Genomic DNA, 24,156 nt, shown 5'->3' on the forward strand with positions numbered 1-24,156 from the left:
TTACAGTGTAGCTTCCGGCCGCCAGTCCGGTATAAATACCATTGGCATCCCCGGTGGTGTTAGTGGGCTCTTCGTTGAGGACATAAGTGTATCCTCCCGACCCGTTTCCTGCCGTGGTGGTAATCTCTCCATCAGATGCTCCAAAGCAACTAAGCTCGGCCCCGTTGAAGTTGCTTGTTATCGCAGCAGTAGCTGTAATTGCCACAGGCTCTGTTAAAGTGACGTTTTGTTGTACAATGGAACAGTTGTTGGCATCTTCCAGGTCGATTGTATAGCTTCCAGCGGAAAGGTTGTTGAAACGATAGACCGTTCCTGGTTGTGTTTGTGTTGCTGCGGCATCCCCTCCAAGAGTGAAAGTGTAGTTGCCGGTCCCACCTACTGCAGTAACTTCAATGTAGCCATCATTTTCCCCGTTGCAACTGATGTCGAAGCCATTGTACTCACTGTCTGTAGTAGATGCAGACAATACAGCAGGCTCGCTGACCACCACATTGTTGCTTGTAGAGGTGCACCCATTGTCATCAGTCACCCTTACCCGATAAGTTCCTGCAGCCAAAGCTGTGTAGGTCCCTGAGGCATCACCGGTAGTGTTGGCAATTGCATTACCAAGGTCATCCTCCAGGTCATACACCAAAGTTCCCGTGCCTCCAGAACTCGACCCGGTTACAGATCCATCACCGGCCGCATTGCAGCTGATATCACTGGCAGTGGCTGTAATTGTTGGCATAGGGTTAACATTGACAACAACATTTTCACCTGCATTATCACATCCATTGACAGTTGTGATTATTGAATAGGTAACATTAATTGGTGAGTTAGTAGTATTAGTCAGGGTTTCAGAAATTGAACCTGTACCGTTGGCATTGGGTTCAGATATACCAGCTATTTCTTCTCTAGTCCAACTAAAAGAAGTTCCAGCTGTAGCACTTGTTGGTGTGTAATTAAAAGTAGATTCACTACAAATACCAGCAGGCGTCAAACTACTATTCAATACAGCAAGCGGATTTACTGTGATTGCCTGGGAAGTAAAATCACTTTCACAACCAGTAGTAACATTAGTGGCTCGAACAATTAGTGTATTAATAGTAGGGGAGAGTGCGTTTGTTTCAATATCAACATTGGCAGATGTACCAGCTACAACAGGACTTATAATAGAAAATGCCCCATCTAAGATATGATAATTTATACCACTTTGGCTATTTTCAACAGTGATGGTAATGTTTTCACCATCACACACTGTAGTAGCATCATAATTTAAAGTTAGCCCTGTATTAGGCAATGCGTTTATTTCTACGGTTTCCGCGTTACTTAACAAACTCTCGCAATTTGTAGAACCATCAATTACTTTTACAGTATAATCACCACTAGCTGCCGGATCACTTAAATCTATTGACTGAGTAACATCAGCTATTGCAATTCCATTCTTATACCATACATAGCTTCCTGAATTTGGTGCTGGACTACTAGTTAAGGTGACATCAGGATCTGTTCCATTGCAGATGGTGCTACCTGAGCTGCTAATTGTGGGTGTTGTTGGTAAGGCATTTATGGATAAATCAACCACATTTGAAATAACGGAGGGTAAACAAATACCGGAAACTATCACACGATAGTCGTATGTATCAGTTGAAAGCGGAGTATTATTAATTTGGAGAGTTGGAGAATTAAAATTACTGTAAATTCCACCATCAGTAAAATTATCAATGTTCACAAAGCTGAATTCATTATCATCGCTTCTTTGCCATTGGTAGGAGAGGCCACTGCCAGTAGCTGTAACACCAAAGCTTGTTATATCATTTTCACAAATAATGACAGATGAAGGCTGAGTGGTAATGGTAGGAGACTCTACGCTTGAATAAGTCCCATGATTGGCGCCTATAGGATCTCCATTGATAGTTGCATCAGTTCCTGAAGGTGAAGCTATACGAGTTAAATTACCTGAAGAACCAGCAGTAACAGCTCTTACCTGAAAACCTCTAAAGATAAATTGATCGCTGGCAATCGTATTGTTAACTACAAATTCTACCTCTACATAATTAGTGGTTTTAATGAAAAAATTCGTGGTAATATCACCTCCTGAATAGAGAACATTTCCGGAGCTTGCACCTGTTCTAAATTCAAAATTAGCAGGTACTTCCAACCTTAAATAAACAGCTGATCCTCCTGATGTAGCAAAATCAGCATTTGTGGTTTCAGTAATGAGGATGTCATCTAAGACGTAAAATCCTCCATCAACACATAGATTGGAAAGGTCCGCAGTGGTAATATTAACCTGGGCATAGCTTTCATGGCTCATTATAAATAATGAGAAAAAGAAAAGCAGGATTAATTTAATTTTAAAGTAAAAGTGTTTCGTACCTTTTTGATTTAATAGTTAATGACTATAAAATTACCTAAAAAAAATTGATTATATTAATATAGATTATAAATATATCTTACATTGGCTAAAAAAATATTTTAACTAACCCTACTGACTTAGAGGTATTTTCAAATTCAAGGCTTGAAAGTATGATGACGGAATTGTCATTTAGGGATAATATCTTTTTAATATTGTAAAATTTACTATTCTGAAGTTTAAACGCTTCATTTTCAATCAGTATACCTGCTTCTGAGAATTTAAGTAAATAAGAATTGGTGGTTGCAGCTTCCAGTTCGTTTTCAGGAATATACTCAGTAGTAGCCATTATAATTTTACCTGAATTGGTTCTAGTCATACTTACTACATTATTGCCATATCCCGAAAAAATGAACCAATTTGTACTAAAATAGGGATTTTCCTGATCTGGTTGAATTGGATTAAAAGTGGATCTAATTAAAAATAAAGAATCATTGTTGCTATTCCGATATGAGCCTGCAAGGTATAAATTGCCCTCGTATCCATCTTGCAATATAGCACCTAGTTGTTCATCATTTTCATTTCCTATAGTTGTGGGTTCTGCAACAGCTGATTGCATTTCTTTATAAATCTTCCTTACTATGTTATAAGAGGGGGGAGCAACACTATCTTGATTGCTAGAGGTGTATTCATGTCCTATGGTAGTGTATAAGTAATTGTATGAGGTGAACTGCTCCTGGATTATCTTGTTCGCAGTGGTATTGTTATAGACTATACTATTTAGGTTTCTTGGAATTTCCTCAAACTGCATCACTCTTGTGGTGGTGTCTTCAAAATTAAAATTATTAAGATTATAAATCTGAACAATTTCGTTGGTCTTATCATTTCTTTGGGGCCTCCTGATTGTTCCGGCAAAATAAATATAACCTACTGCATCAATCATGAAATCATTCATGGTAATTGACTGGTTACTTTCTGCTGCCAAAGTTTTAATTTCAGCTATAGAAGAGGTAGTGTCATTGGCGGCTTTAACAGGCTCTCCTTCTAAATTTGCTTTTAATAAAATACTTTTGCTGAAAGCATTATTTGCGGTTTCTTTTCTGATACCTAGTATGTATAAATCATTTTCATTGCCAAACTTTAGTGTTACGCCTTGATCATAAGTATTGGTTTTTATATGGAAAGAGGAAAGTTGAAACCCCTCATTATCTGTATTGATCAAATAAATGTCTGAGTTGGTATTGGTGCTATTTTTATTGTTGGCCAGAATTAGATAACCGCTTCCATCAGGTTTTGCTATAAAATCAACGGCTTCGATATCTTCGAGGCTACTATAAATTTTTGAAAATTTTGGAACAGCTTCTTCTTGTAGTAAGTCATCTTTACATGAAAGAAGTAGTACACTGATAATTAAAAAAGCGATATTTAAAAGATACCTCACCTGACTATCGGAAATTAAAGAATGGAATATTAAACGCTATATTAACTTCATATATGAGGTTACTGAAATCATCTTCTATTACTTCACCACGATTGTCAACTGTTTGCAAAATACGCTGATTATCGTCTAAATAATTGGTGTGTGCCAACATATATTTAGTTGCACCAATCTTTATCTCTCCATAATTTTCACCAACCATGAACATAGTTCCGATGTGAGCATGTAATCCGAAGTTGAATTTTTTCCTATACATGCTAATATCTATTCTATCCGCATTTCCTTCTTCTAATTCCTCAGAATCTTCACTTACATAATTTAAAAGAAGTTGATTGATATTGTACCTGCCAGTAATGCCTATTTCCATAAAAGGCTTCCAATAATATTTATCCAATATACCTCTTGCACTTACATTTAAATTAAGGCCATTATCCGATGATTCATAGGTAAATGTATTATCCTTAGCCTCAGTGTTATGAACAATGGTTTCAGAGTAATCATACTTTTGATTTTGATACATTACATCTCCTCTTAACCATAGTTTCTCTGAAAATGGGTAAATAAATTGTGCGCCAACCTGAAAGGAGATTTTCGGAGTATACCTATAACTGTCTTTGTTTTTGTAAGGATTTTGACTAAATCTCCTTAGGTCTCCATTTTTTCCTTTTAATACCTGAATAGTGTTAAAGTTCATGAGACCAACAATACCTATGAAATATATGGGGTCTGTCTTAATTTTTCTATAGAGTGAATATAATTCCGGAGGATCTACATTGGGTAAAACCTTATAATCTGTCTTTATTTTCAGTAATTTTATTAAAGATTCTTTAGCTTTTTCATTTTGGTTAATATTGAGGTAAGTGAGCGTAAGCAATCGATATGCTTCAATTTTTTCACTTTTCAAGAAACCATCCACCAGACAGTCTGCCAATTTTCCTGGGATGGCATACAGGTTACCATTGGAGTAATCTGATCGTGCTTCGTTAAGGCTTCTTTCACAATTATTTTGTGCAAGAAGGCTGAAACCACTTAACAATAAAAATATAGTTAGTAAGTATTTTCTCATCTAATATAATTTACAAAAACACTTTCATGTAAAATAGGATTATATTCAATTTCATCTCCAATATATCTATCCCATTCTTCCTTAGTAATATCTCTTTTTAACATACCCTGAAGCGATTCTGCCAAAATAGTGCTTTTTATTGGGTATAATCTGAAAACCTGATCTTTACATCCTGCAAAAATGTAAGAATTATTGAGCAGTGCAATAGCATTTACCCAAGAACCTGGCTCATTGATAATCATTGGAAATTCATCAATATTGTTGAGATCCCACAACCGTATAGTTCCTTTTGAACTGGAAGCTATAATCTGGTTTTCTGAAATATTAAACGATAAATCAGTCATAATCTCGCCATCCGTACCTCTAAGTGTTATAGGTTCACCAGGGTTAAAATCTTCATCCAGCGGATATAATGTTACTAAACCCGAGTTGTCACCTGCTGCTATCATCTTATTGCCAATGGCTAATGAATGGATATACCTGTTGGTTGTTTTATTAATTTTTTTGTACAAGGTTTTGTCCTCCAAACTCCATAGTTCAATTTCCCCCTTGTTATTTCCAGTGATCAACAGATCATTATTGAGCAATTCCATATCGTATATTCTACTATCAATTTTCAAGAGAGGAGATAATGCTTTATTCTTAAATTGGTAAATGATGCTATCAGAAGACGATATTAGGAAATCGGAGCTATTCTCTCTGAAAACCACATCAAAAGCATAAGCATTGGGTAAAGTGTATTTTTCTGTGGTTCTAATACGGTTTCCAACATTGATCACATAAAATTCAGGACCATCTGTAAGGGCTACCAATTTTTGATTATTATTATCTACAAAAATCTTTTTGACGAATACTCCTTGCTGGTCAAATATTACAATGCTTCTATTGGAACTTTTGTTTTCTACTTCCCATGCATTTATCCTGCCGGAAGTACCGGTAGTATACAGATATCTTCCTTTTACAAATTGTAATGACCGAACATCTGTAGAACTACTTTTAAAAGCATCAAAATAACTTTTATCAAGTGCTTTTACAGCATAGAACAGACCATTGTAAATATCGTTGTCACTATCATAACCGGCATTGTTAATATTGAATTTATATCCATAATAGGCCAGGAGAGCTTTTAATGAGTCATCTTCTTGTTGTTGTTGTGACTTTACCGCCAGTTTTTGTGCGAGTGCTCTCATCCTAAATGCCTGGGTTGTCTTTTGGGACACCTGTAACTGTTCATTTTTCTCAATCGCTTCATTGTTGGCTTCCTGGGCAATTATTTGTGCTTCAAGGGCTTTTTGTTCATTTCTTTCCGATTCTTCTGTAGCCGCTCTGGCCAAATTCCTTTCTTCTTGTGCTATTAAGAAGTTATATTCCGCATTTCTTTTTTCAGTATTAGCCCTGTAAGCAGATTTATTAGCTTCACTTTTTTGGATCTGTGCCCTTATTTCATTTTCATTGGCAACTTCTGCACTTTTTCTGGCCCTTTCTGAGCTTTCCTCTGCAATTTCCTTTTGTCTTTCAGCTATTGTACTTTGTTGGAAAGCAAAAAAGAGTAAAATCAATGAAAACACTGCAGCTGTGCCCAACACATAAGCTACCAATTTAGAGCGTTTCAGCCTCTTTTTTTGTAAAACCTCTTTTGTTTCAATCTCCTTTTTATAAGCATTTTCACTTCTTTCCAAAAATGTAATTACTGATTCGAAGGCGTTATCATATTGTAAGGCCCATTTCAAAGTAGGCTTGGTCTTATTTCTCCATACAATTGCCAGTTGAAGGTCTGGCGGCCTCCAAAGGTTGCCGTTTCCTTGTTGATATTTTTTAGCAGCAATAGCCAAGCGAATATAAATTTGGGATGATTCAGATTCTTCTTGAACCCAGTTTCTTAATCTATACCATACCCTCATCAGGGCTTCATGGCTAATATCAATAACGGAATTACTATTAATTACCTGGTTTTCTCTGGGTGTCAACAAAGCCCTGCCTTTAATTCTGAATTTTTCAATAATTGGCACCAGGGTAGATTCTTCTTCGTCTACGATCTGGGCTATATCATTGAGAGGAGTAGGGCGTCTTATCCCATCATTGTCACTTCTTTTTTCGGTAATGGTTTTAAATATTTTTTCGCAAATCAATTTTTGCTCTTCATTCAACTCGTAAAATGCTTCATCAGCATGACGGGACAATGCTTCATTCACTCCACCAATAGCTTCATAATGGATGAAATCGATGATTTCTCCACTTTTTGCATCTGAAGTAATCCAATAATCCCATGTACGCATCAGCGCATGTTGCAATACAGGGAGTTGATCAGGACGGTCCCCCATGTCATTCAACAGTCTTTGCACCAGTCGATTGGAAATTTCCCCTTCGCCTACTGCCACGGGGCCAGTAATTACCAGTTTTTTCTGCTCCCTTGTCATTTGCGGAATCAGATAATGACTATCATTGATTCGGTTGGTTAGTTCAGGAAATTGTTCACAATCACCCAAAAAATCCGACCTCATAGACAAAGCAACATAGATGGGTACATCACTTTGCTCTACTGCTTGCAATATGAGGTTGACATATGCCAGTGATTCATTCAGGTGCTGAATGGCCCCTAGTTTTCTAAACCGGAAAATTTCTTCAAACTGATCAATATAGATCAATAAATTCTTCCCTTGAAGGTGTTCGTTCAATTCATAAAGTTCCGATAGGCCTTTAGTGCTTTTCCTTAAAATTGCTTCAAAAAGGTTGTTGTTGATCAAGGATTCCACTTTAGAGAATTTCTTGTGTGGGTTGCTTGCTTCCAAATGATTTTTGAAACCATTGGCTAAATTCTTGATAGGATCAAGCCCCGGTTTTGCGGTAATAACCTCCCAGTTATTACCCGCTTTATTGATAAAGCCTGCATGAAGGGTAGGTATTACACCTGAAAACATCAATGAGGATTTACCCGTACCTGAAGAGCCTAATATATTAACAAATCTATTTTTTTCAAGGATGGACAATACCTCATCACTTTGACCTTCCCTGCCGAAGTACAAGTAACTCTCATCTACCCCAAAAGGCCGTAAGCCCGGAAAAGGATTAAAGTATAAATCTTTTTGTAGCGTATTAGTCACTGACTTAATTAATTTCCTTTAGGTAATCTACTATTTCTTCTACTCGTTTGATTGGAATTAATGAAAAATTTTCTTCAACATATTTGTTGGGGAGAGAAAGGGTTTGTCCTAGTATATATTTTCCTTTGATTTGTTTTTTTCTTTTAAAACCTGGTGCTTTCCTGATTTCTGAGATCATGGATTTTAACCATTCTTGATTATTTTTAAAATTCAAAATTACAAAATAATCTGCTGTTCGAAGTAATTCATAGTGTAGTAATCTAAAATTAGTTACATTATCTACATTATTTAAGATGCTAATGCGAAATTTCTCTTTCAAGAAGGCCTCTTTATTGATAGCATTTTTTAATGATTCCTCCAATGATGTATCAGAAACTATATAAATAAGTTCCTTTACTGAATCTGCATCCTCTTGCTTGGGCTCTGTATCTTTCGAAAACAATTGTTCTTTCAATATAGTTTTCAATTCTTCTATAGGAGCCTCTACTGCTTCAATGTTTTTATAAGGCTTAAGCTGTACCTTAAGTTCATTATATCGAGCTGTTTTTTCTGGTTTCAATGCTTGTTGAGGATTAAACCAAATAAATCTTTTCTGTTCAGTCAGTTTATTAAAAGCTTTATCTCTTTCTATAATATCCAGGTCTAAAAACTCATCAGGGAAATGCAGAGACAGATCACATTTTTTCATGAAAAAAAGTTCTGCATCATCCATGTAATTAGCTTCAATAGAAAAGTCTTCGTCAGGATAAATTTGAGTTTTGTAAGATTTTAATTCCCTTTTAATACTATTTCTGTCATTGAAATACTCTTCACTCTTATTGGATATGAAAATCTTAAGTTCAAATTCCTCTTGATTTTGTAAAAATATACGAAAAGTATCATTTAAAATATCAGCCATTATTGTCCAAAACTGATGGTTGTCCTGATATTCATTCCATCCTTCAAACGTCTGATATTCTATTTCATCTGCAGCTGTAACATTATAAAATCTGTAGTAGGTAGGAGTAGAGAGTGAAAGAGGTAATTCTTCTATTTTTACCGGGGCTTTAAAAACTTTTTTGACTTTATGGTTAATAAATGGAATGTCAAAATTAAAAGCTGTTTCTAAAGCGGTGGCATCCTGGTTAATATTTGAAGAAACTATGAATGCAGGAGACAAAATATAGATAATCAAGTCAGAGAGATTGAAATCCTCAGGTGAAATCAGGTCAGTCTCACTTTTGTAAATAATTTCAATTTCTGATTTAACCTGATAGTTAAGTGCCGTTTTTAAAATTTCAGTAAAATAATCTACCCAACCAGTATCACTATCTGATAGGGGTATGTTGTCATTCTTTGTGAATTTGACAATGATGCAATATTTATTTTTATACTTCAAAATTTAAATCCTATAATTAGTATATCATCTGTTTGGGCGTAATCACCTTTCCATTCTACCAGGGTTTCGTATAGAATTTCCTTTTGTTCAAGTACAGGTTTCTCGTAAATATTAGTTAATAAATCTTTAAAGTTGCTTGTAAGGAATTTGAAACCTTTTTCTCCCCCGAATTGATCCTGATAGCCGTCAGAGAATAAATAAAAGGTTCTTGTTTTATCATCATTACAATCCACACGATATGTTTGAAAATCCCTCATACCACCACGTTGTTGTCCGCCAATGGCAAATTTATCACCTCTAATCCTGATAAGCTCCCCATCCTCTATATACATAAGGGGGTTTTTAGCCCCGGCAAATTGAATCTCTCTTGTTTTTTTATTAATAGTGACAATAGACATATCCATACCGTCATTTACCTGTGTCTCATTTTGTCTTAAATTATGAATAATATCTGCATTAAGTTCATTCAGGATTTCCCCTGGCTCATATATTTTTTTTAAATTGGTGATGTTGTTTAGCAAATTAATACCTACCACACTCACAATCGCCCCGGGTACACCATGTCCTGTACAATCAACTGCGGCTAGAATAAGCAATTCTTCACCTTTATCATTTATGACTTTATTAAACCAATAAAAGTCACCACTAACTACGTCCCGTGGCATGAAATAAACAAAACTTTCATCTATAGCTTTCTTTATTTCAACCTCTGTACTCATTAATGCGTTTTGGATTCTTTGGGCATAGTTAATACTTGCTTTTAGTTTACTACTGGTTTCTTCCAGTAAATCCTTCTGCTTTTTAATTTGTTCATTAGTTAAGGAGAGTTCATATTTTTGAGATTCAATCTGCTTGTTCTTTTTTTCTAATTCCCCTTTCTGTGAAGTAATAAGCTCATTAAGTTGCTTTAGCCTTTCTGATTTCAAAATTTGAAGATGGGATCTCCTTTCCAAATCATCCAATTCTTTATCGAGCTTCTCATGTAGCTCTTTTACTTTACTGTCTTTATAGTTAAAGAAAGTTTTGTAGCCAACAAAGCCTAACAACAATACAGAGAGTAATGAGCCAATATAGAACCACTTTCTTTTCCAAATAGGTGGCTCAACGTTTATGAGGATTTTTTCAACCTTGCTGCTTCGTAATCCTCCTTCTGTTATTGCTTGAATTTCAATTATGTTTTGGCCATCAGGAAGATCATTGAAAAGTATTTTTTCATCTATTCCTGCTTTATTCCATTTCTCGTTTTGTCTAATATTTCTATATTCTATAAATGAATTATAGGGTTGAAAATGGTTAATAATATGGGGTTCGATCCAAATAAGGTGCTTAGTACTTAATTCTGTTTTATTAGAAAGGAGGTTTAAAGTATCTTTTGGGTTTTTGAATTCATCAAATACCAATGCTTCTGCTTTTTTAATTGAGATGCCGGGTGCAACAAACAAAGGGTTGTCCAATAAGGGATTGTAGACTGTGATTTTGTTTTCATTAACAAACCATATCTGCTGGTTTTCCAGTTCTACTGATTGTTTAAAATAAGTGCTGGATATATGGTCTTTCTCATTATATACTTTTGCCTCTCCTTGTTGTATAGTATTCCCCGTTTTTTCAAGAGCAATTTTAACTAATTGATCATTGAAGGAAATCCACAAATTAAAATTACTATCCTCAAACAAATTAAAAATTATTCTGGAGGGTGAAGGAGTGAGAAAGTCCAGGTTTAAAGGGAATACAGAGCCTTCGTTTAAAAGCAACTCTACAGTTGTTCCTGTTGAAAAATTCCAGAGTCCAAATTCAGAATTCCTTAGGGCTTGCTTATTGATGGAATCGGAGAGTAAAATAGAAGTTTTGTTGCTAATTCCTTTTCCATTAATTTGGTATACATCATTGTTTTCCTGAAGGATATAGCTTTTTTCATCACCAGGTAATAATGCTATAGCACTTTCCAAATCCGGATAACTTTGGATGGGATTTAGATTTTCATCCAATAAATTAAGCTGTCCTTTTTCATCTACGGACAGAAGCTTCTGCTGATCAATTAGGTGCAACTTGTGGTATTCTCGAGGATTACTTTGTCTTATAATTTTATTTTTAGCCCATCGGTAAATATATTTTTTATTGATCAGTACTATCCATTCTTCATTGACATAGACAGCAGAGCAATCAGTGATTTTTTCATTGATTCGGATATCAATGGAAGAAGGATTAAGGTTCAACTTGTATTGAACAAGTGCATTTTCTTTAACCAGTAGTACGGAGTTTTCATAGTGAAAAATCCCTTGAATTTTATTCTGGTTTAATTGAGTAAAAGGTTGATTTACAGCAATTTTAGACAATCCTTTTTTTCCCAAAATCCACAAGTTTGATTCCTGGTCTTTTTGTAGATAATTTACTTCAAAGGTTTTAAACCCATTGTCTCCGTTAATGGGATTCAGGAATATGCCATCATATTGATAAAGCTTACTATTGGTAGTGCCAATCCATAAGTCGCCTGTCTCAGAATAAAAGAAACTTTTTGCCAGCTCTTTCCCCAGGTCTCTAATGCGTAATATTTTCCTGTTGCTACACTCAAAAACAGCATCCTCCGATAAGATTAATAAGGTGGAGTCATTTTTTTTAAGAATAGATTTTGCATTAAGAAAGCTACCAAACTCGTCAATATTTTCTCCGTTCTTTATTATTGAAAGTCCTCGATCTGTGCCTAATGTAAATTGATTTTCCTGAACTAAAAATGACTTTATTTTATTCTTTTTGTTTTCATATATAGTCGTAATCTGATCAGAATCAAGCTTTATTTCACATAAAAGTGATTCTGTTACAAAATATAACTTATCCTTTCTTCGCTGAAACTGAACTACACCTTTATTGTATAATTTTTTAAGTGAACGAGTATCTAGGTGGAATTGATAAGTAGCTTCTTCAGAAGAAAAAATAATGGAGTTTTTAAAGTAAACCAGGTGTTTTACAGCTTTGTTATTAATGAAGTTATCCGCAAATAAGGGTTGAAATGCCTTTCCATCATAGGAGAGGATTCCCGCATTAGTTCCAAAATATAGAATCAGGTTATCATCCTGAGTAAATTCAAAAAACTCTGTTCTACCAAGATAATCAGTAGTCCTGAAGTTTTTTGTTTCCAATATTTGGCCATTGCCTACCAATGGAGGGCAAAAAACAAAGCAAAAGATAATATATTTAATTACTGATTTCAAGCTACTTGTTCATTCAAAATATTTCCCGCCTCTAAGTTTGTATAAAAATCTGATTTTTCACCTATTTTATTTAGGATTATTTTATGAGAATATTTTAAAATATTTAGTAACACAATTTTTTCAATCACCAGAAATCTTGCGGGTTTACTTAATGAAATGTATGTTTTTCTTGACTCAGTGCCCGTAGGCATCACTTCTATAATATCTCTTCTAATACAGCTTTTATAAGAGGTGCCTTTATCTGAATAAGAGAGTTGACCACTTTCAATAATCCAATAACCAGTTAACTCATCATCATTAATTGAAATTGAATGGTCCCCGGCAGGTAATACTTTCACTTCAAAGAATGGTTCAAATGTACTTATTTCATTAATAGTCAACTCTTTAAAATAGGGAATACTCATTAAGAACTGAATTTTATCAAACAGCAAAAAATTGTCCTCTCGAAGCAGTTTTTTAGTTGTGAAATCCACGTTTGACCTTACTGCAAAATCCAGTTTTGTTGCCTCTGATTTAGAAAGTCTTTTAAGGAATATGGTGTAGAATTCAGGCACATTTTTATAAATGCATATGGCGGCTGTTTCTTTCATCAATCGATCTTCATTTAAGAACTCCGCAGCCAACTCAAAAGGAATGTCTTCGGAATATAGATTTTGCAAAGTATTAATGGCACAAGCCCTTGTCCAGTTATTTAATCTGTCATAATCCATTCTAAGGATACTCCAAATCATACTTTCTTCATCTTTATATTCTTTTCTGAATTCTATATTAGGAAATTCTTCTTCCAAAAGCTCAATTAAACGAGAATCGTTAGGGGAAAACAGAATCTTCACTTTATTGCGCATCAAATAATTATCCTCAAACAATAAATCAATTAAATGATTTGAAAAAGCATGCTCATTAATTTCATTGGTGCCATTATACGAAAACAATATCTCTATTACTTTTGGATTATAGTAAAGCTGTATTAGACTTTTAATTAAGAATACATTTTCTTTCACTTCATTTTCCAGGGCTTGTCTGAGTTGATAGAATGTTTCATTTTTTTTATTTATTTCCTTTATTAGAAATCTATTGGTGAGTTGATTAATGATCAATTCATCAAATAAATTCCCAAAGTATTTTCTTTTATCCGGGGAAGGGGTTTCTATTTTTTTAATTATTTTTTTTGCGGCAATTAGCTTTATGTTTTTATTGGATTCGTTCAATGCATTATAAAGTGCTTCATGAGCTCTTGTATCAGATATTTCACTTAACACTTCGAAACATGCTTCTACAAAAAATAAATTAGCCTTCTGTTTAGAGAATTCAATCTCCAGGTATTTTACTGATTTAAAGCCAATGTTTTTCAATCCAAATTGTGCCCAAATACTTAAAACCGGACTTCCTAAATGCTCTATCAGTATTGAAATGAAGTTTATATCATCATGATAGCCTGCCACAATACAAGCTGATTTTTTAACAACATTCCTGTTGTCATTTAATAATTTAATAATTAAGTTTTTATCTCCAGCTTCAATCTGCATTCTTAGCAACCCCCTAATAAGAATTATATCACTGGATTGTTCCACAAATTCGTAGGCATTTTTAATGTTTTCTACTTTCTGCTTAGTATTTCGAAGATAATCAATAGTGGTTTCCAGATGTCGAGCGGAAGCCTCATCCATATCATAATCACTCTTAAAATCTACTAAAATAGGTAAGAAGTCAATTGCCACCAGGTTTTGAATGGTGGTAAGTATATTTACCCTTGCCTCACCATTTGACTTAATTAAAAGGGATTTAATATTTTTCTCATACTGATAAGGATCTATTTCATAAATAAAGGAGGGCTCTGTATTTGTATCTTTATTTATTATCTCTTTATTTTCAATAATGGCTTTTAATACCCATTTTATTTGAAAGTGATTAAGAATAAAATTGACTAAACAAATAGAAAGTAATATAACAAGAGGAGCCCAAAGAAGAACTTGACTGGTTTGAGGGAGAAAATCATAAACGATTCCAAAAAGTGCAATGAGAGCAATTACCAAATAAGTTTCTATTGTAGCATACTTGTTTAGAGAGTCATTCTTTGTGGCCATTACACTTACATTCTGATTGGTTTTCTTGAACAACAGCCAACTGTAAAATATAACCGGCATTCCTATCATAAAAGTGGTGGATCCAAATAACCCAAATGATAGTAAAGAAACGTCATCGTTGGAATTGATGACGATTAAGAAAAAACAGAGTGAACAGAAAATCAGTTGAATTATATTAGTAATATTTTGAAAAAAGCCAATGTTTACCTTTGGCCTAATTTTCCAGTATATAAACTGGTAAGTATTCTTTTTTATAATGGCCAGTAAACTAAGTAATATTATAAGGAAAAAGTAGGCCACATCATCTGTAAAAAGCTTTGAGGCACCGAATAAAAATATAGATGTCAGGCACAACAGGCTTAGAATACTTAGAATAGCTTGAATTGTATATAATTGAGAAAGCTTACCCCGGTATAAATTGCTGTATGTCTGCTTGTTTACAATCATTTTTTAAAGCTAAACTTAAATATTTATTTATACAAGAAAGTTATTGTTATCGATTGAATTCTTTCACTGGTCGAAAAGAAATCATATCCTTCATGATTTGATATGTAAAAGAAATGATAATGTCTATTATTGTACTTAGTTAGAAAAAATTGACAAAACAAACTTATGAGCGTATTAGAAATCCCTGCAAAAGAAGCGGCACCTTATGTTAGGTTTGACGAAGGAAACGCGGTATTGCAAATTAAGGGAAAATCTTATGATGATGATGTAGTAATGCTTTTTAGCATGATTAGGTCAAAAATTAAAGCATTTGGCCAAACTTCCCCTGCCAAGCTAGATGTAAATATCTTCCTGAAGTATTTCAATACGTCTTCTTCTAAATGTCTTTTCGATCTTATGTCCGATATAAAGGAAATACATGAAAAAAACGATATGGAGCTAAACATCATATGGAATTTTGTTGAAGGAGATGAAGAAATGGAAGAAGAAATTGCTGATTTCAGGGATTCCCTTGAAATGGAATTTGAAATAGAGGCTATTGCAGATGATTTGGCATAAACTGTAAGGTTAGCACTTTTACCCCGACACTACCCTTGGAAAAATCCATCTGACCGTTTTATTTCCCATTTAAGTTCAATCATATGGGCTTTTCTCTTGGTTTAACAGGTCGATTGCATCAATATTATATATGCCGAAACGCCTTTTCTGTTCGATACTACTATAAATATCTTTAGCAGGGAGTAAAGGGGATGAGGTTTTTAAAGCTGGTAAATCATCACCAGCCAGGTAGTTTAGTGCCTCACTTAATAAAAGCTCCTGTTGATCACCCAATGCCTTTACAATTAACGAATTATCTTTTTTCGGAATATCCGGATAGAAACCCATATCATAATCTGATTGATCTTCACTGTTAAATGATTTGGTAATAATTGGCTGCATTCCCCATGTGTTTTCAGGTTTATTTTCTTCATAAATACTAATAGAACCAACATTTTTCCCCACAGTGGTATCTCCAATAATAAGTATATCCATAAAAGGAGATAGCCCATTTATAAGCAATTCAGATGCGGAAGCTGTTCTGGAAGATGAAAGCACGGTAAGTTGAGGGCTTTGTAAAATATTACCTATGTTGGCTGCTTTTTGTGTAAATTTCTTATTCAGAACTTCTTGACCATATTCCTCAATTAAAGCTTCTTTAAGCTCCTCATTATAGTCTCTTTTTACGAAAATATCTTCCGGGGAAATATTTGTTCCTACCAGACTGGCCAGATTAATTGTAGCACTTTCTGCACCTCCACTATTATATCTTAAGTCCAACACCAGATGTTGGATACCTTCTGATTTAAACTTTTCAAAGATTGCATCCATTTCTTGCAAGTACTGAGTGTCAGAGGAATTAGGGCCGGTAGCGAAAAAATTATAGACATAATACCCAATTTTCTTTCCATTCCTGGTGTAGACCGTATCCAGGTAATGCGGATTTTCAGCAAAGTTGACAGTAGTGAATTCCTGAACTCCCAGGTTTTCAAATGTTTCGGTCGCTTCATTATATCTTTGCAAAGTGAGGGTGTGGTTTTCACTGATTCCTCCAAGAAGTGTGCTATAGTTGCTTACTGTTAATTCAGTACCATTTATCTTAGTAAAAAGATCGCCTCTTTTTAAATCATTTTCACTGGCTGGGGAGTTTTTCTTTACATACGAAATCTGCCCTATTACTCCATTTTCAATATTGGGGTTATTGTACAAAATGAATTCATAACCTGCTTCTTTACTAACACCTTGAAGGGAATTTAATAATTCAATAAAATTTGGCTGAATCCAGGAGAATCTATCCTTGGAGGATATTAATTGATAGAAATAATCATCAGGTGAAATACCTGTAATGTTTTTAGCGGGTAATTCTTTGTTCCAATAATAATAGGTACTCATCTCTCCATAAATCCAATCATTCACATATTCATTTGAGCCCGCTTCATATACCGGTTCAGGATCTTCCTTTTTACATGCAGTTAAAACCGAGAGAAGAACTAGTAAACTAATTAACTGTAATGCTTTCATAAGATTTTATAGATTAAATACTTAGAGTATGTGAAATAGGTTTTATAGTAAAAAAGTTCCTTCCACAGAATTGTATGCCTGACCCATTAATTTAACAATTTTATCTTTGTAACTGGAACTAAAATACCCCCCCCTGGGACTTAATTGTACAGAGACCATATTATCTATGTCCAATTTTTCTGCCCAATATGGAACTAATAGTGCATGCGAAGATCCTGTGGCATGGTCCTCCAGCTGTTGCACATGTGGCACAATGGTTCTGCTAACAAAACTAAACTTTTCTGAGGGTGCAGTTACAGCATACCCAAATACATCAATTGCCTGTAGAAGTTTGAAATTGGGATCCATCTCCGCTACATTTTGCTCGTTCTCCAATACTACAATATGTTTATTTTGGCTGGAATGGTATTCAACTATTTTTTGGCCTAAAGCTTCTTCCAACCCTTTAGGCGCTGAGGAGAGTTTTGTAGAAGATATTGCTTCTAAATTGATTTCATACTCATTTGAATTTTTCTTCGAACCTAAAATTACACCCTTAGGGGAAATAAGTTTAAATGGCTGTGTATTGGTTTTCTGAGTGATAAGTTGGGTCAAAAAAGCTATTGCTGCCAATGAACCATGCCCACAAAGCCCAATTTCTGCATCAGGGGCAAACCATCGTATATTAAAAGTGTTATGCTGATCTGTAGGCCACAAAAAAGTAGTGGCCGGCTGATGCAAATCCTTTCCAATTCTCTGCATGGTTTTCCTATCCAGTTCTTCATCCAATAAAATAACGGCAGAGGGATTGCCCCTAAGATTCATGTCAAGATTCGAAAACACATTGGTAATGGAAAAAGAAAAATTTTTCATAGGGTCGATTTTAAAAAAGTAAACTCAAAAGAAAAAGTAGTACCAATAGTAATGCGAACCACTGAAGTTTGCTATGTGTTTTCTTTGGGAATTCATATTGGCAAATAGGACAGCTATTATGGTTTTTGTCCACCATCATTGCGCAAGAAGGACATTCTTTTTTCATTTAAGCAAGTATAACTTTATAGTTCTGTTTTTCAAATTTTAGCTCGTTAATTCTTACGGTATATTGAGTTTTTCCTGTTGAACAAATCTCAAAGCTGACAAGACTTCCTGCAGTTTATTTATAGGATGGGTAAACACAGATTTCAAATTACCCAATCACACACAACAAGCTGAAACTAGAAATTAGTTTTACCTATACCTTATAAATAAAATATATTAGTTGCTTTTTATGTTTTAAATTTCGAAATTTAATTAACGTTTCGGGAGAGCTTTAGCTCTCTAAATGTTTCAAGAGGTAGATAAAACGATACTCAGTGATCGTTTCACCCCAAAGGCGAGTTAAAGCTCGCCTTTTGAATTTTACTCCACTTTACATCCGGGTTTTTAAGTTATAATCTTCTTCTTACTTACTGTTGCAGTAGGAACTAAAGCATACTCAGTGAAATCAATAAAATTGCGCTAAATTTGAATAACTAAATAAAGAGAAAGATGAGTGAAAAAGTTGAGCGTCCCCAAACATTGGAAGAAGAACTGGCCAATAGTTTAACTCACGGGATTGGCGTTCTTTTTAGTGTAATAGCCATTTCCTTAATGATTACTTTTTCTGTTTTGAACGGGAGTATCCTTCACATTATTAGCAGTAGTTTTTTTGGCGGGGCTTTTTTATTGATGTATACCTTTTCTACTTTATATCATGCCATTCAACATGCAAAAACAAAAGCACTTTTAAGGATTTTTGACCACATTAGCATCTATATATTAATTGCCGGTACTTATACACCTTTTCTGCTAATTGGGCTTGGGGATACAAAGGGATGGGTGATGTTTGGAATAGTTTGGTTTATTGCTGTTTTGGGCATTTTCTTTAAAGTGTTTTTTAAGCACCGTTTTCCCAGAATGTCTTTGATTCTTTATTTAGGTATGGGATGGATAGCTATTTTTATTGCATTGCCTTTATACAATAAACTACCTGCTCATATTCTGAGCTTACTGTTAGCAGGAGGTCTTAGTTATACTATAGGAACTGTATTTTACGCTAATAAAAAGATGCTCTATGCGCATTCTATCTGGCATATTTTTGTGTTGATAGGAACAATTACCCACTTTATTGCAGTGATGTTTCTTATCTAGTGGAGATAGGGATTAGTTTTCCCTGATGTCAAGCAGTTTTTTGATTGACTCGAAAGTTTTTGTTTCCCTTTCATGGATTAAACCATCTGCCATTATCACTTCCTGGAGATCATTAAGAATACGGACAGCGTTGATTTGTTTGTCTCTAAAGTTCAGGTAGTTGTGATAGATCAGGTGGTTGATGTCAGAATCATTTAATTCTTCATACTCGTCCTGAATATTCACAAATTCATTTCGCAATTCATCCATATCGTCTATGTCAGGAAAATAATCTTCCATCTTTGCTAAAATCACTTCTATTTCAGCTCCTTTCAGACTGAAATCCGAATTGCCTACATGGATAAGGAGGAAAATAATAAACTCCTGGTATTGGTCGAAAATGTGATGTTTGTTCATGATCTATTTCAATTAGTTCTGTAAATCTAGTGTAATTAACTAAAAGAAAATAAAAAAGGCTTTGTCAATCGACAAAGCCTTGGTTTTCTTCTAAGAACAGGGCATTTTACATCATGCCGCCCATTCCGCCCATGCCACCTGGCATGCCGCCACCCATTCCAGCATTGCTGTCTTCTTCCTCTTCATCAGAAACTACACATTCTGTAGTTAATAATAAACCGGAAATTGAAGCAGCATTTTCAAGGGCTAAACGAGTTACTTTAGTCGGGTCAATTACACCTGCTTTAAATAAGTTCTCAAACTTATCTTCACGTGCATTGTATCCATAATCATCTTTTCCTTCCAATACTTTATTGATGATAACAGAAGCTTCGCCACCGGCATTTTCAACAATAGTTCTTAAAGGAGACTCAAGCGCCAATCTGATAATGTTTACACCAGTTTTCTGGTCAGCATTGTCAGTTTCTACTTTGTCCAAAACAGCGATAGCTCTCAGTAGTGCAATACCACCACCGGCAACTACGCCTTCCTGTACAGCAGCCCTGGTAGCATGCAACGCATCGTCTACTCTGTCCTTCTTCTCTTTCATTTCTACTTCAGTAGCAGCTCCTATATAAAGGATAGCAACACCACCAGATAATTTAGCTAATCTTTCTTGTAGCTTTTCTTTATCGTAGTCAGAAGTAGTGTTTTCAATTTGTGATTTGATTTGACCTACTCTTGCCTGGATGTCCTCTTTTTTACCACCACCGTTAACAATAGTTGTATTGTCTTTATCGATAGTGATTTTTTCAGCTGTACCTAAATACTCTAAAGTAGCGCCTTCTAATTTATATCCTCTTTCTTCAGAAATCATTGTTCCACCGGTAAGAACTGCGATGTCTTCCAACATGGCTTTTCTTCTGTCACCAAAACCTGGTGCTTTTACAGCGGCAATTTTCAATGAACCTCTGATTTTATTTACCACTAAAGTAGCTAAAGCTTCGCCTTCCACTTCTTCAGAAATAATCAATAATGGTTTTCCTGTTTGAGAAACTGCTTCCAGGATAGGTAGCAATTCTTTCATGCTGGAAATTTTCTTGTCGTATATCAATACGTAAGGATTTTCCAATTCAGCTTCCATTTTCTCTGTGTTGGTCACAAAGTAAGGAGACTGGTAACCTCTGTCAAACTGCATACCTTCAACTGTTTTTACTTCAGTTTCAGTACCTCTTGCTTCTTCAACAGTAATAACACCATCTTTTCCCACTTTATCCATCGCTTCGGCAATCATTTTACCGATAGTCGCATCATTATTGGCAGAAATAGTTCCAACCTGTTCAATTTCCTGGCTGTTAGATATTGTTTTGGATTGTTTGTTAAGGTTTTCAACAACCGCTCTAACAGCTTTATCAATACCTCTTTTCAAATCCATTGGGTTAGCACCCGCTGTAACGTTTTTAAGACCGTGCTTGTAGATTGACTGTGCCAAAACAGTAGCAGTAGTAGTACCGTCACCCGCTTCATCAGCAGTTTTGGAAGCCACTTCTTTTAATAACTGAGCACCCATGTTTTCGATAGGGTCTTTCAACTCAATTTCTTTGGCTACACTTACACCATCTTTAGTAACAGAAGGAGCACCAAATTTTTTACCGATGATAACATTTCTGCCTTTTGGGCCTAAAGTTACCTTCACTGCATTTGCTAATTTGTCAACTCCTTTTAATAAACCATCTCTGGCTTTTAAGTCGAATGAAATATTTTTTGCCATAACTATTGTGTTTTTACGATTTTAAAAAATGGATTATAAAATTGCGAAGATGTCAGATTCCCGCATGATTAAGTATTCTTTACCTTCAACAGTGATCTCAGTCCCGGCATATTTACCATATAAAACTGAATCACCCACCTTTACAGTAATTGGCTCGTCAGGTTTACCGTTACCAACAGCTACTACATTACCTTTTTGTGGTTTTTCTTTAGCAGTATCGGGGATAATGATACCTGAAGCTGTTTTTTCTTCTGCTGCAGCTGGTTCTACCAGAACTCTGTCTGCAAGTGGTTTAATGTTTACGTTTGACATATTTTTTAGATTAGTTTTAAAAACTCGTTTTGTAAACATGGAATAGCATTTTGTATGCCACCTCTGTATTAATGTCAAAATTGCAGGCTTTTAGAAAGAAAATATGACAGGTAAGTTTATTGCTAAAATTGAAGGTGCTTTTTTGTCAGTTTATCTTTATCTTGGAGGTTAGAGTACTATAATTTCTCAAGCAGTTTGCTGAGAAAAACTTTTGGAATTAAGTATGTTTTTTGATCAATTGAGAATTTCATTTTTAAATTATTCGTTTACTACAATGGCAGATTGCTGTAAAGTAGCTTCATTAAAATAATAATAACTATGAAGAAATTAGCCGATGATTGGATCACCAAGGGATTACTGGATTTTGAGTATAAGAAGTATGTGTTGCTGGCATACCTTCAATTTGTGGAGAAATCCTTTGATGAAAGAAAGCTTTATCCACCTTTTGCAGACCTGATTAGTCATTACCGAAATGTGGAAGCCTTAAAAGAAGGCAAGTCTAAACTATTACAATCTTTCCCGAAAAGACTGAACCATATAGATATCAAAAACTTTGAAATGTTTTTTGAATCAATGGAAAAGGATGACGAGCATGCGCAGGAACTGGAGGCCATCATTAATTATTCCTTGGAGCAAATGAATGGCAGGTTGAATATTGGGAAAAACATCTTTGAATCCGTTGAAAAACAATTGGTAATAGAATCGATAGGAGTGAAGGCTTTGAAAGATGATGAGGGCTTATTGTTGATTGATCAGGATTACGATAAATTTTATCATATCTATAAATACAGGGTTTCTATTTTTGAAACTGCCCACGAAAAGGTGAGGGGCTTGCAAACTGATTTCATAGAAAGTGTGAAAAAATCCATAGGAAGCAGTATAGAGCAATTAAAGGTGAAAATTATCAATAATATGAAGTTGGTATCTAATTTTTCTACTTTCAGAATTGTGTCTTTACAGCCTGTTCCTTATAACGAGACTTTACTACCTATAGTGAAAAGAAAATTTTCGGCTTATTTGGCAGGGAAATAAAAAAAGGGAACGTTTTCACATTCCCTTTTTTTATAAAATACATTTATAAATTCTCTTAATTTTCTACTGTATCGTTTTCCTCTTCCTGAAGACCTTCAATAACTTGCTCGTCAGGAGCAGTTTGCTCATCCTGAGGTAATAATTGCTGATTTTGTTCTAATCCGGGAAGTTGATTGCCATCCTGAACTTTTTCCAGATTAGGACTTGTATAACCAGAACCACCACGATCAGACTTAATCACGATTGAAGAAGTAAGTGCCAAAAGCATTAAACTGATTGCCAGTACCCATGTGATTTTTTCTAAAATGTCACCGGTTCTTTTAACGCCTACTATTTGGGTGGCACCGGAACCTCCAAATTGACTGGTTAATCCTCCGCCTTTAGAATTTTGTGCTAATACTACTAAAACCAAAAGTATGGATACTAAAATGATTAATGTGATGATTATCGTTAACATGTATTTATTGTTCTTTTTTTAAATTCTCAATTTGTTCGGCAAAGTACGTCTTTTTTTGTGGAAACTTCCAAATTAATTTCTTGTAAATATCAATTGCTTTTTGATTTCTTCCTTGTTTTACCATTAATTTTGCTAAAGTTTCTGAAATTACATCTTCAGATAGGTTGGTACTCGACAAAGAGAGATCTTCTATTACTTTCTTTGTATCAGGATCGTTAGAGGCAAACTTCTTACTGATAATAGGCTCTTTTTCAATAAAGCTGGTAATAAGTTCAATTTGTTCCTTTTTATGTTGATCTTTTATGGCTTTTTGTTCCCTTGATTCTATTTCTTCAATGAGATCGTGATGATTTTCCTGCTCTTCTAAAGCTATTGCTTGCTTTTTCTCTACCGCTTCTTTACTTTTCTTTTTGGTGGATTTTGCCTTTTTCTTTGCCTCTGGAGCAGCCTCTTCGAGTTTTGCCAATGTTTTCCTGTAATGCTCCTTGGATTTTTTTAAGGATTCCATTTCATCTAATAATTCATGAAAAAACGAATCTGGCAAATGAGTGTCTTGGTCGGGTAATGTAGTGATGAATGTATTAGTGGACGTAGTTGAATGAGCAGGTACATTCTTAGCTTTATTATTTCGCTGCACTTCCTGTGATTTTGCTACAACTAATTCGGAACTGTTGTTGTTATTGGCAGTTATTAATAGATGCTTTAAATGCTTTCTATCCAATGAATATATTGCAGCAGTCTGCAAATCATGTTTTACGGCTTCCGGATGGTGCTTTTGATCACTAAGTACCATTAGAGGGGTTAGAGCCTGAAAATAAGGATATTTAAGCTTTAGTTGTCTTAATGCTTCAGCATCCTCAACAGCAAGTTGATGCGGTTCCTTGATTAACGTTGTAAGCCTCGATTTATCCACTGGTTAGTTTTAAGGTTTATAAATTTACAAAAAAA

At 34.8% G+C, this 24,156-nt stretch carries 17 protein-coding genes; 3 read left to right on the forward strand and 14 right to left on the reverse strand.

Annotated features, from left to right (window positions below; translation table 11 throughout):
- From JKA74_RS14400 to JKA74_RS14430, 7 genes are all read right to left on the reverse strand, one after another.
- Positions 1–2,296, reverse strand: a 2,296-nt coding sequence (locus JKA74_RS14400) for a SprB repeat-containing protein (RefSeq protein ID WP_201431917.1), incomplete at its 3' end; no start/stop codon positions are given.
- A 148-nt stretch (positions 2,297–2,444) separates the two neighbouring features.
- Positions 2,445–3,776 carry a hypothetical protein gene (locus JKA74_RS14405; RefSeq protein ID WP_201431918.1) on the reverse strand — a complete coding sequence of 444 codons (1,332 nt, stop codon included), beginning with the start codon at positions 3,774–3,776 and terminating at the stop codon, positions 2,445–2,447.
- Positions 3,777–3,780: 4 nt separating this feature from the next.
- Positions 3,781–4,839, reverse strand: a complete 1,059-nt coding sequence (locus tag JKA74_RS14410; RefSeq protein WP_201431919.1) for an outer membrane beta-barrel protein — start codon at positions 4,837–4,839, stop codon at positions 3,781–3,783.
- Positions 4,836–7,940, reverse strand: a complete 3,105-nt coding sequence (locus JKA74_RS14415) for an nSTAND1 domain-containing NTPase (RefSeq protein ID WP_201431920.1) — start codon at positions 7,938–7,940, stop codon at positions 4,836–4,838. The genes JKA74_RS14410 and JKA74_RS14415 overlap by 4 nt, the downstream gene beginning before the upstream one ends.
- Before the next feature lie 4 nt (positions 7,941–7,944).
- A complete protein-coding gene (locus JKA74_RS14420) occupies positions 7,945–9,318 on the reverse strand; it encodes a hypothetical protein (protein WP_201431921.1) in 1,374 nt (457 codons plus the stop codon).
- Positions 9,315–12,524 (reverse strand): SpoIIE family protein phosphatase, encoded by a 3,210-nt coding sequence (locus JKA74_RS14425; RefSeq protein WP_236587827.1) that lies wholly within the window; start codon positions 12,522–12,524, stop codon positions 9,315–9,317. The genes JKA74_RS14420 and JKA74_RS14425 overlap by 4 nt, the downstream gene beginning before the upstream one ends.
- Complete coding sequence (locus JKA74_RS14430; protein ID WP_201431923.1) at positions 12,521–15,055, reverse strand: hypothetical protein; 2,535 nt, start codon at positions 15,053–15,055, stop codon at positions 12,521–12,523. The genes JKA74_RS14425 and JKA74_RS14430 overlap by 4 nt, the downstream gene beginning before the upstream one ends.
- Before the next feature lie 165 nt (positions 15,056–15,220).
- Between JKA74_RS14430 and JKA74_RS14435 the strand changes: the two genes are divergently transcribed.
- Positions 15,221–15,613, forward strand: a complete 393-nt coding sequence (locus tag JKA74_RS14435) for a SiaC family regulatory phosphoprotein (RefSeq protein ID WP_201431924.1) — start codon at positions 15,221–15,223, stop codon at positions 15,611–15,613.
- Between the two features lie 75 nt (positions 15,614–15,688).
- Here the strand turns inward: JKA74_RS14435 and JKA74_RS14440 are convergent, their stop codons facing one another.
- Both JKA74_RS14440 and JKA74_RS14445 read right to left on the reverse strand, forming a co-directional pair.
- A complete protein-coding gene (locus JKA74_RS14440; protein WP_201431925.1) occupies positions 15,689–17,113 on the reverse strand; it encodes a S41 family peptidase in 1,425 nt (474 codons plus the stop codon).
- Between the two features lie 42 nt (positions 17,114–17,155).
- Entirely contained in the window at positions 17,156–17,965 is an 810-nt protein-coding gene (locus tag JKA74_RS14445) for a PhzF family phenazine biosynthesis protein (protein ID WP_201431926.1), read from the reverse strand.
- 654 nt (positions 17,966–18,619) lie between these two features.
- Here JKA74_RS14445 and trhA point away from each other — a divergent pair.
- Positions 18,620–19,261 carry a PAQR family membrane homeostasis protein TrhA gene (gene trhA / locus JKA74_RS14450; RefSeq protein ID WP_201431927.1) on the forward strand — a complete coding sequence of 214 codons (642 nt, stop codon included), beginning with the start codon at positions 18,620–18,622 and terminating at the stop codon, positions 19,259–19,261.
- A gap of 12 nt (positions 19,262–19,273) precedes the next feature.
- On the opposite strand, the gene JKA74_RS14455 is transcribed toward trhA, so the two are convergent.
- The 3 genes from JKA74_RS14455 to JKA74_RS14465 form a co-directional block, all read right to left on the reverse strand.
- Positions 19,274–19,657 (reverse strand): tellurite resistance TerB family protein, encoded by a 384-nt coding sequence (locus tag JKA74_RS14455; RefSeq protein ID WP_201431928.1) that lies wholly within the window; start codon positions 19,655–19,657, stop codon positions 19,274–19,276.
- A gap of 106 nt (positions 19,658–19,763) precedes the next feature.
- A complete protein-coding gene (groL, locus tag JKA74_RS14460) occupies positions 19,764–21,407 on the reverse strand; it encodes a chaperonin GroEL (protein ID WP_201431929.1) in 1,644 nt (547 codons plus the stop codon).
- Between the two features lie 33 nt (positions 21,408–21,440).
- Positions 21,441–21,719: a co-chaperone GroES gene (locus JKA74_RS14465; RefSeq protein ID WP_201431930.1), complete on the reverse strand. Its 279-nt coding sequence runs from the start codon at positions 21,717–21,719 to the stop codon at positions 21,441–21,443.
- Positions 21,720–22,037: 318 nt separating this feature from the next.
- Between JKA74_RS14465 and JKA74_RS14470 the strand changes: the two genes are divergently transcribed.
- Positions 22,038–22,751: a hypothetical protein gene (locus JKA74_RS14470; RefSeq protein ID WP_201431931.1), complete on the forward strand. Its 714-nt coding sequence runs from the start codon at positions 22,038–22,040 to the stop codon at positions 22,749–22,751.
- 55 nt (positions 22,752–22,806) lie between these two features.
- Here JKA74_RS14470 and secG read toward each other — a convergent pair whose 3' ends face one another.
- Together secG and JKA74_RS14480 are read right to left on the reverse strand one after the other, a co-directional pair.
- Positions 22,807–23,208: a preprotein translocase subunit SecG gene (gene secG, locus JKA74_RS14475; protein WP_201431932.1), complete on the reverse strand. Its 402-nt coding sequence runs from the start codon at positions 23,206–23,208 to the stop codon at positions 22,807–22,809.
- Between the two features lie 4 nt (positions 23,209–23,212).
- Complete coding sequence (locus JKA74_RS14480) at positions 23,213–24,121, reverse strand: hypothetical protein (RefSeq protein ID WP_201431933.1); 909 nt, start codon at positions 24,119–24,121, stop codon at positions 23,213–23,215.
- Between the last annotated feature and the right edge of the window lie 35 nt (positions 24,122–24,156).

Source organism: Marivirga aurantiaca, from assembly GCF_016679925.1.
GTDB classification, from domain to species: domain Bacteria; phylum Bacteroidota; class Bacteroidia; order Cytophagales; family Cyclobacteriaceae; genus Marivirga; species Marivirga aurantiaca.

Coding starts and splice junctions, on each gene's coding strand:
- JKA74_RS14410 (WP_201431919.1), bottom strand. CDS start 4,839: ATGAGAAAATACTTACTAACTATATTTTTATTGTTAAGTGGTTTCAGC.
- JKA74_RS14430 (WP_201431923.1), bottom strand. CDS start 15,055: ATGATTGTAAACAAGCAGACATACAGCAATTTATACCGGGGTAAGCTT.
- JKA74_RS14435 (WP_201431924.1), top strand. CDS start 15,221: ATGAGCGTATTAGAAATCCCTGCAAAAGAAGCGGCACCTTATGTTAGG.
- JKA74_RS14440 (WP_201431925.1), bottom strand. CDS start 17,113: ATGAAAGCATTACAGTTAATTAGTTTACTAGTTCTTCTCTCGGTTTTA.
- JKA74_RS14445 (WP_201431926.1), bottom strand. CDS start 17,965: ATGAAAAATTTTTCTTTTTCCATTACCAATGTGTTTTCGAATCTTGAC.
- trhA (WP_201431927.1), top strand. CDS start 18,620: ATGAGTGAAAAAGTTGAGCGTCCCCAAACATTGGAAGAAGAACTGGCC.
- JKA74_RS14455 (WP_201431928.1), bottom strand. CDS start 19,657: ATGAACAAACATCACATTTTCGACCAATACCAGGAGTTTATTATTTTC.
- groL (WP_201431929.1), bottom strand. CDS start 21,407: ATGGCAAAAAATATTTCATTCGACTTAAAAGCCAGAGATGGTTTATTA.
- JKA74_RS14465 (WP_201431930.1), bottom strand. CDS start 21,719: ATGTCAAACGTAAACATTAAACCACTTGCAGACAGAGTTCTGGTAGAA.
- JKA74_RS14470 (WP_201431931.1), top strand. CDS start 22,038: ATGAAGAAATTAGCCGATGATTGGATCACCAAGGGATTACTGGATTTT.
- secG (WP_201431932.1), bottom strand. CDS start 23,208: ATGTTAACGATAATCATCACATTAATCATTTTAGTATCCATACTTTTG.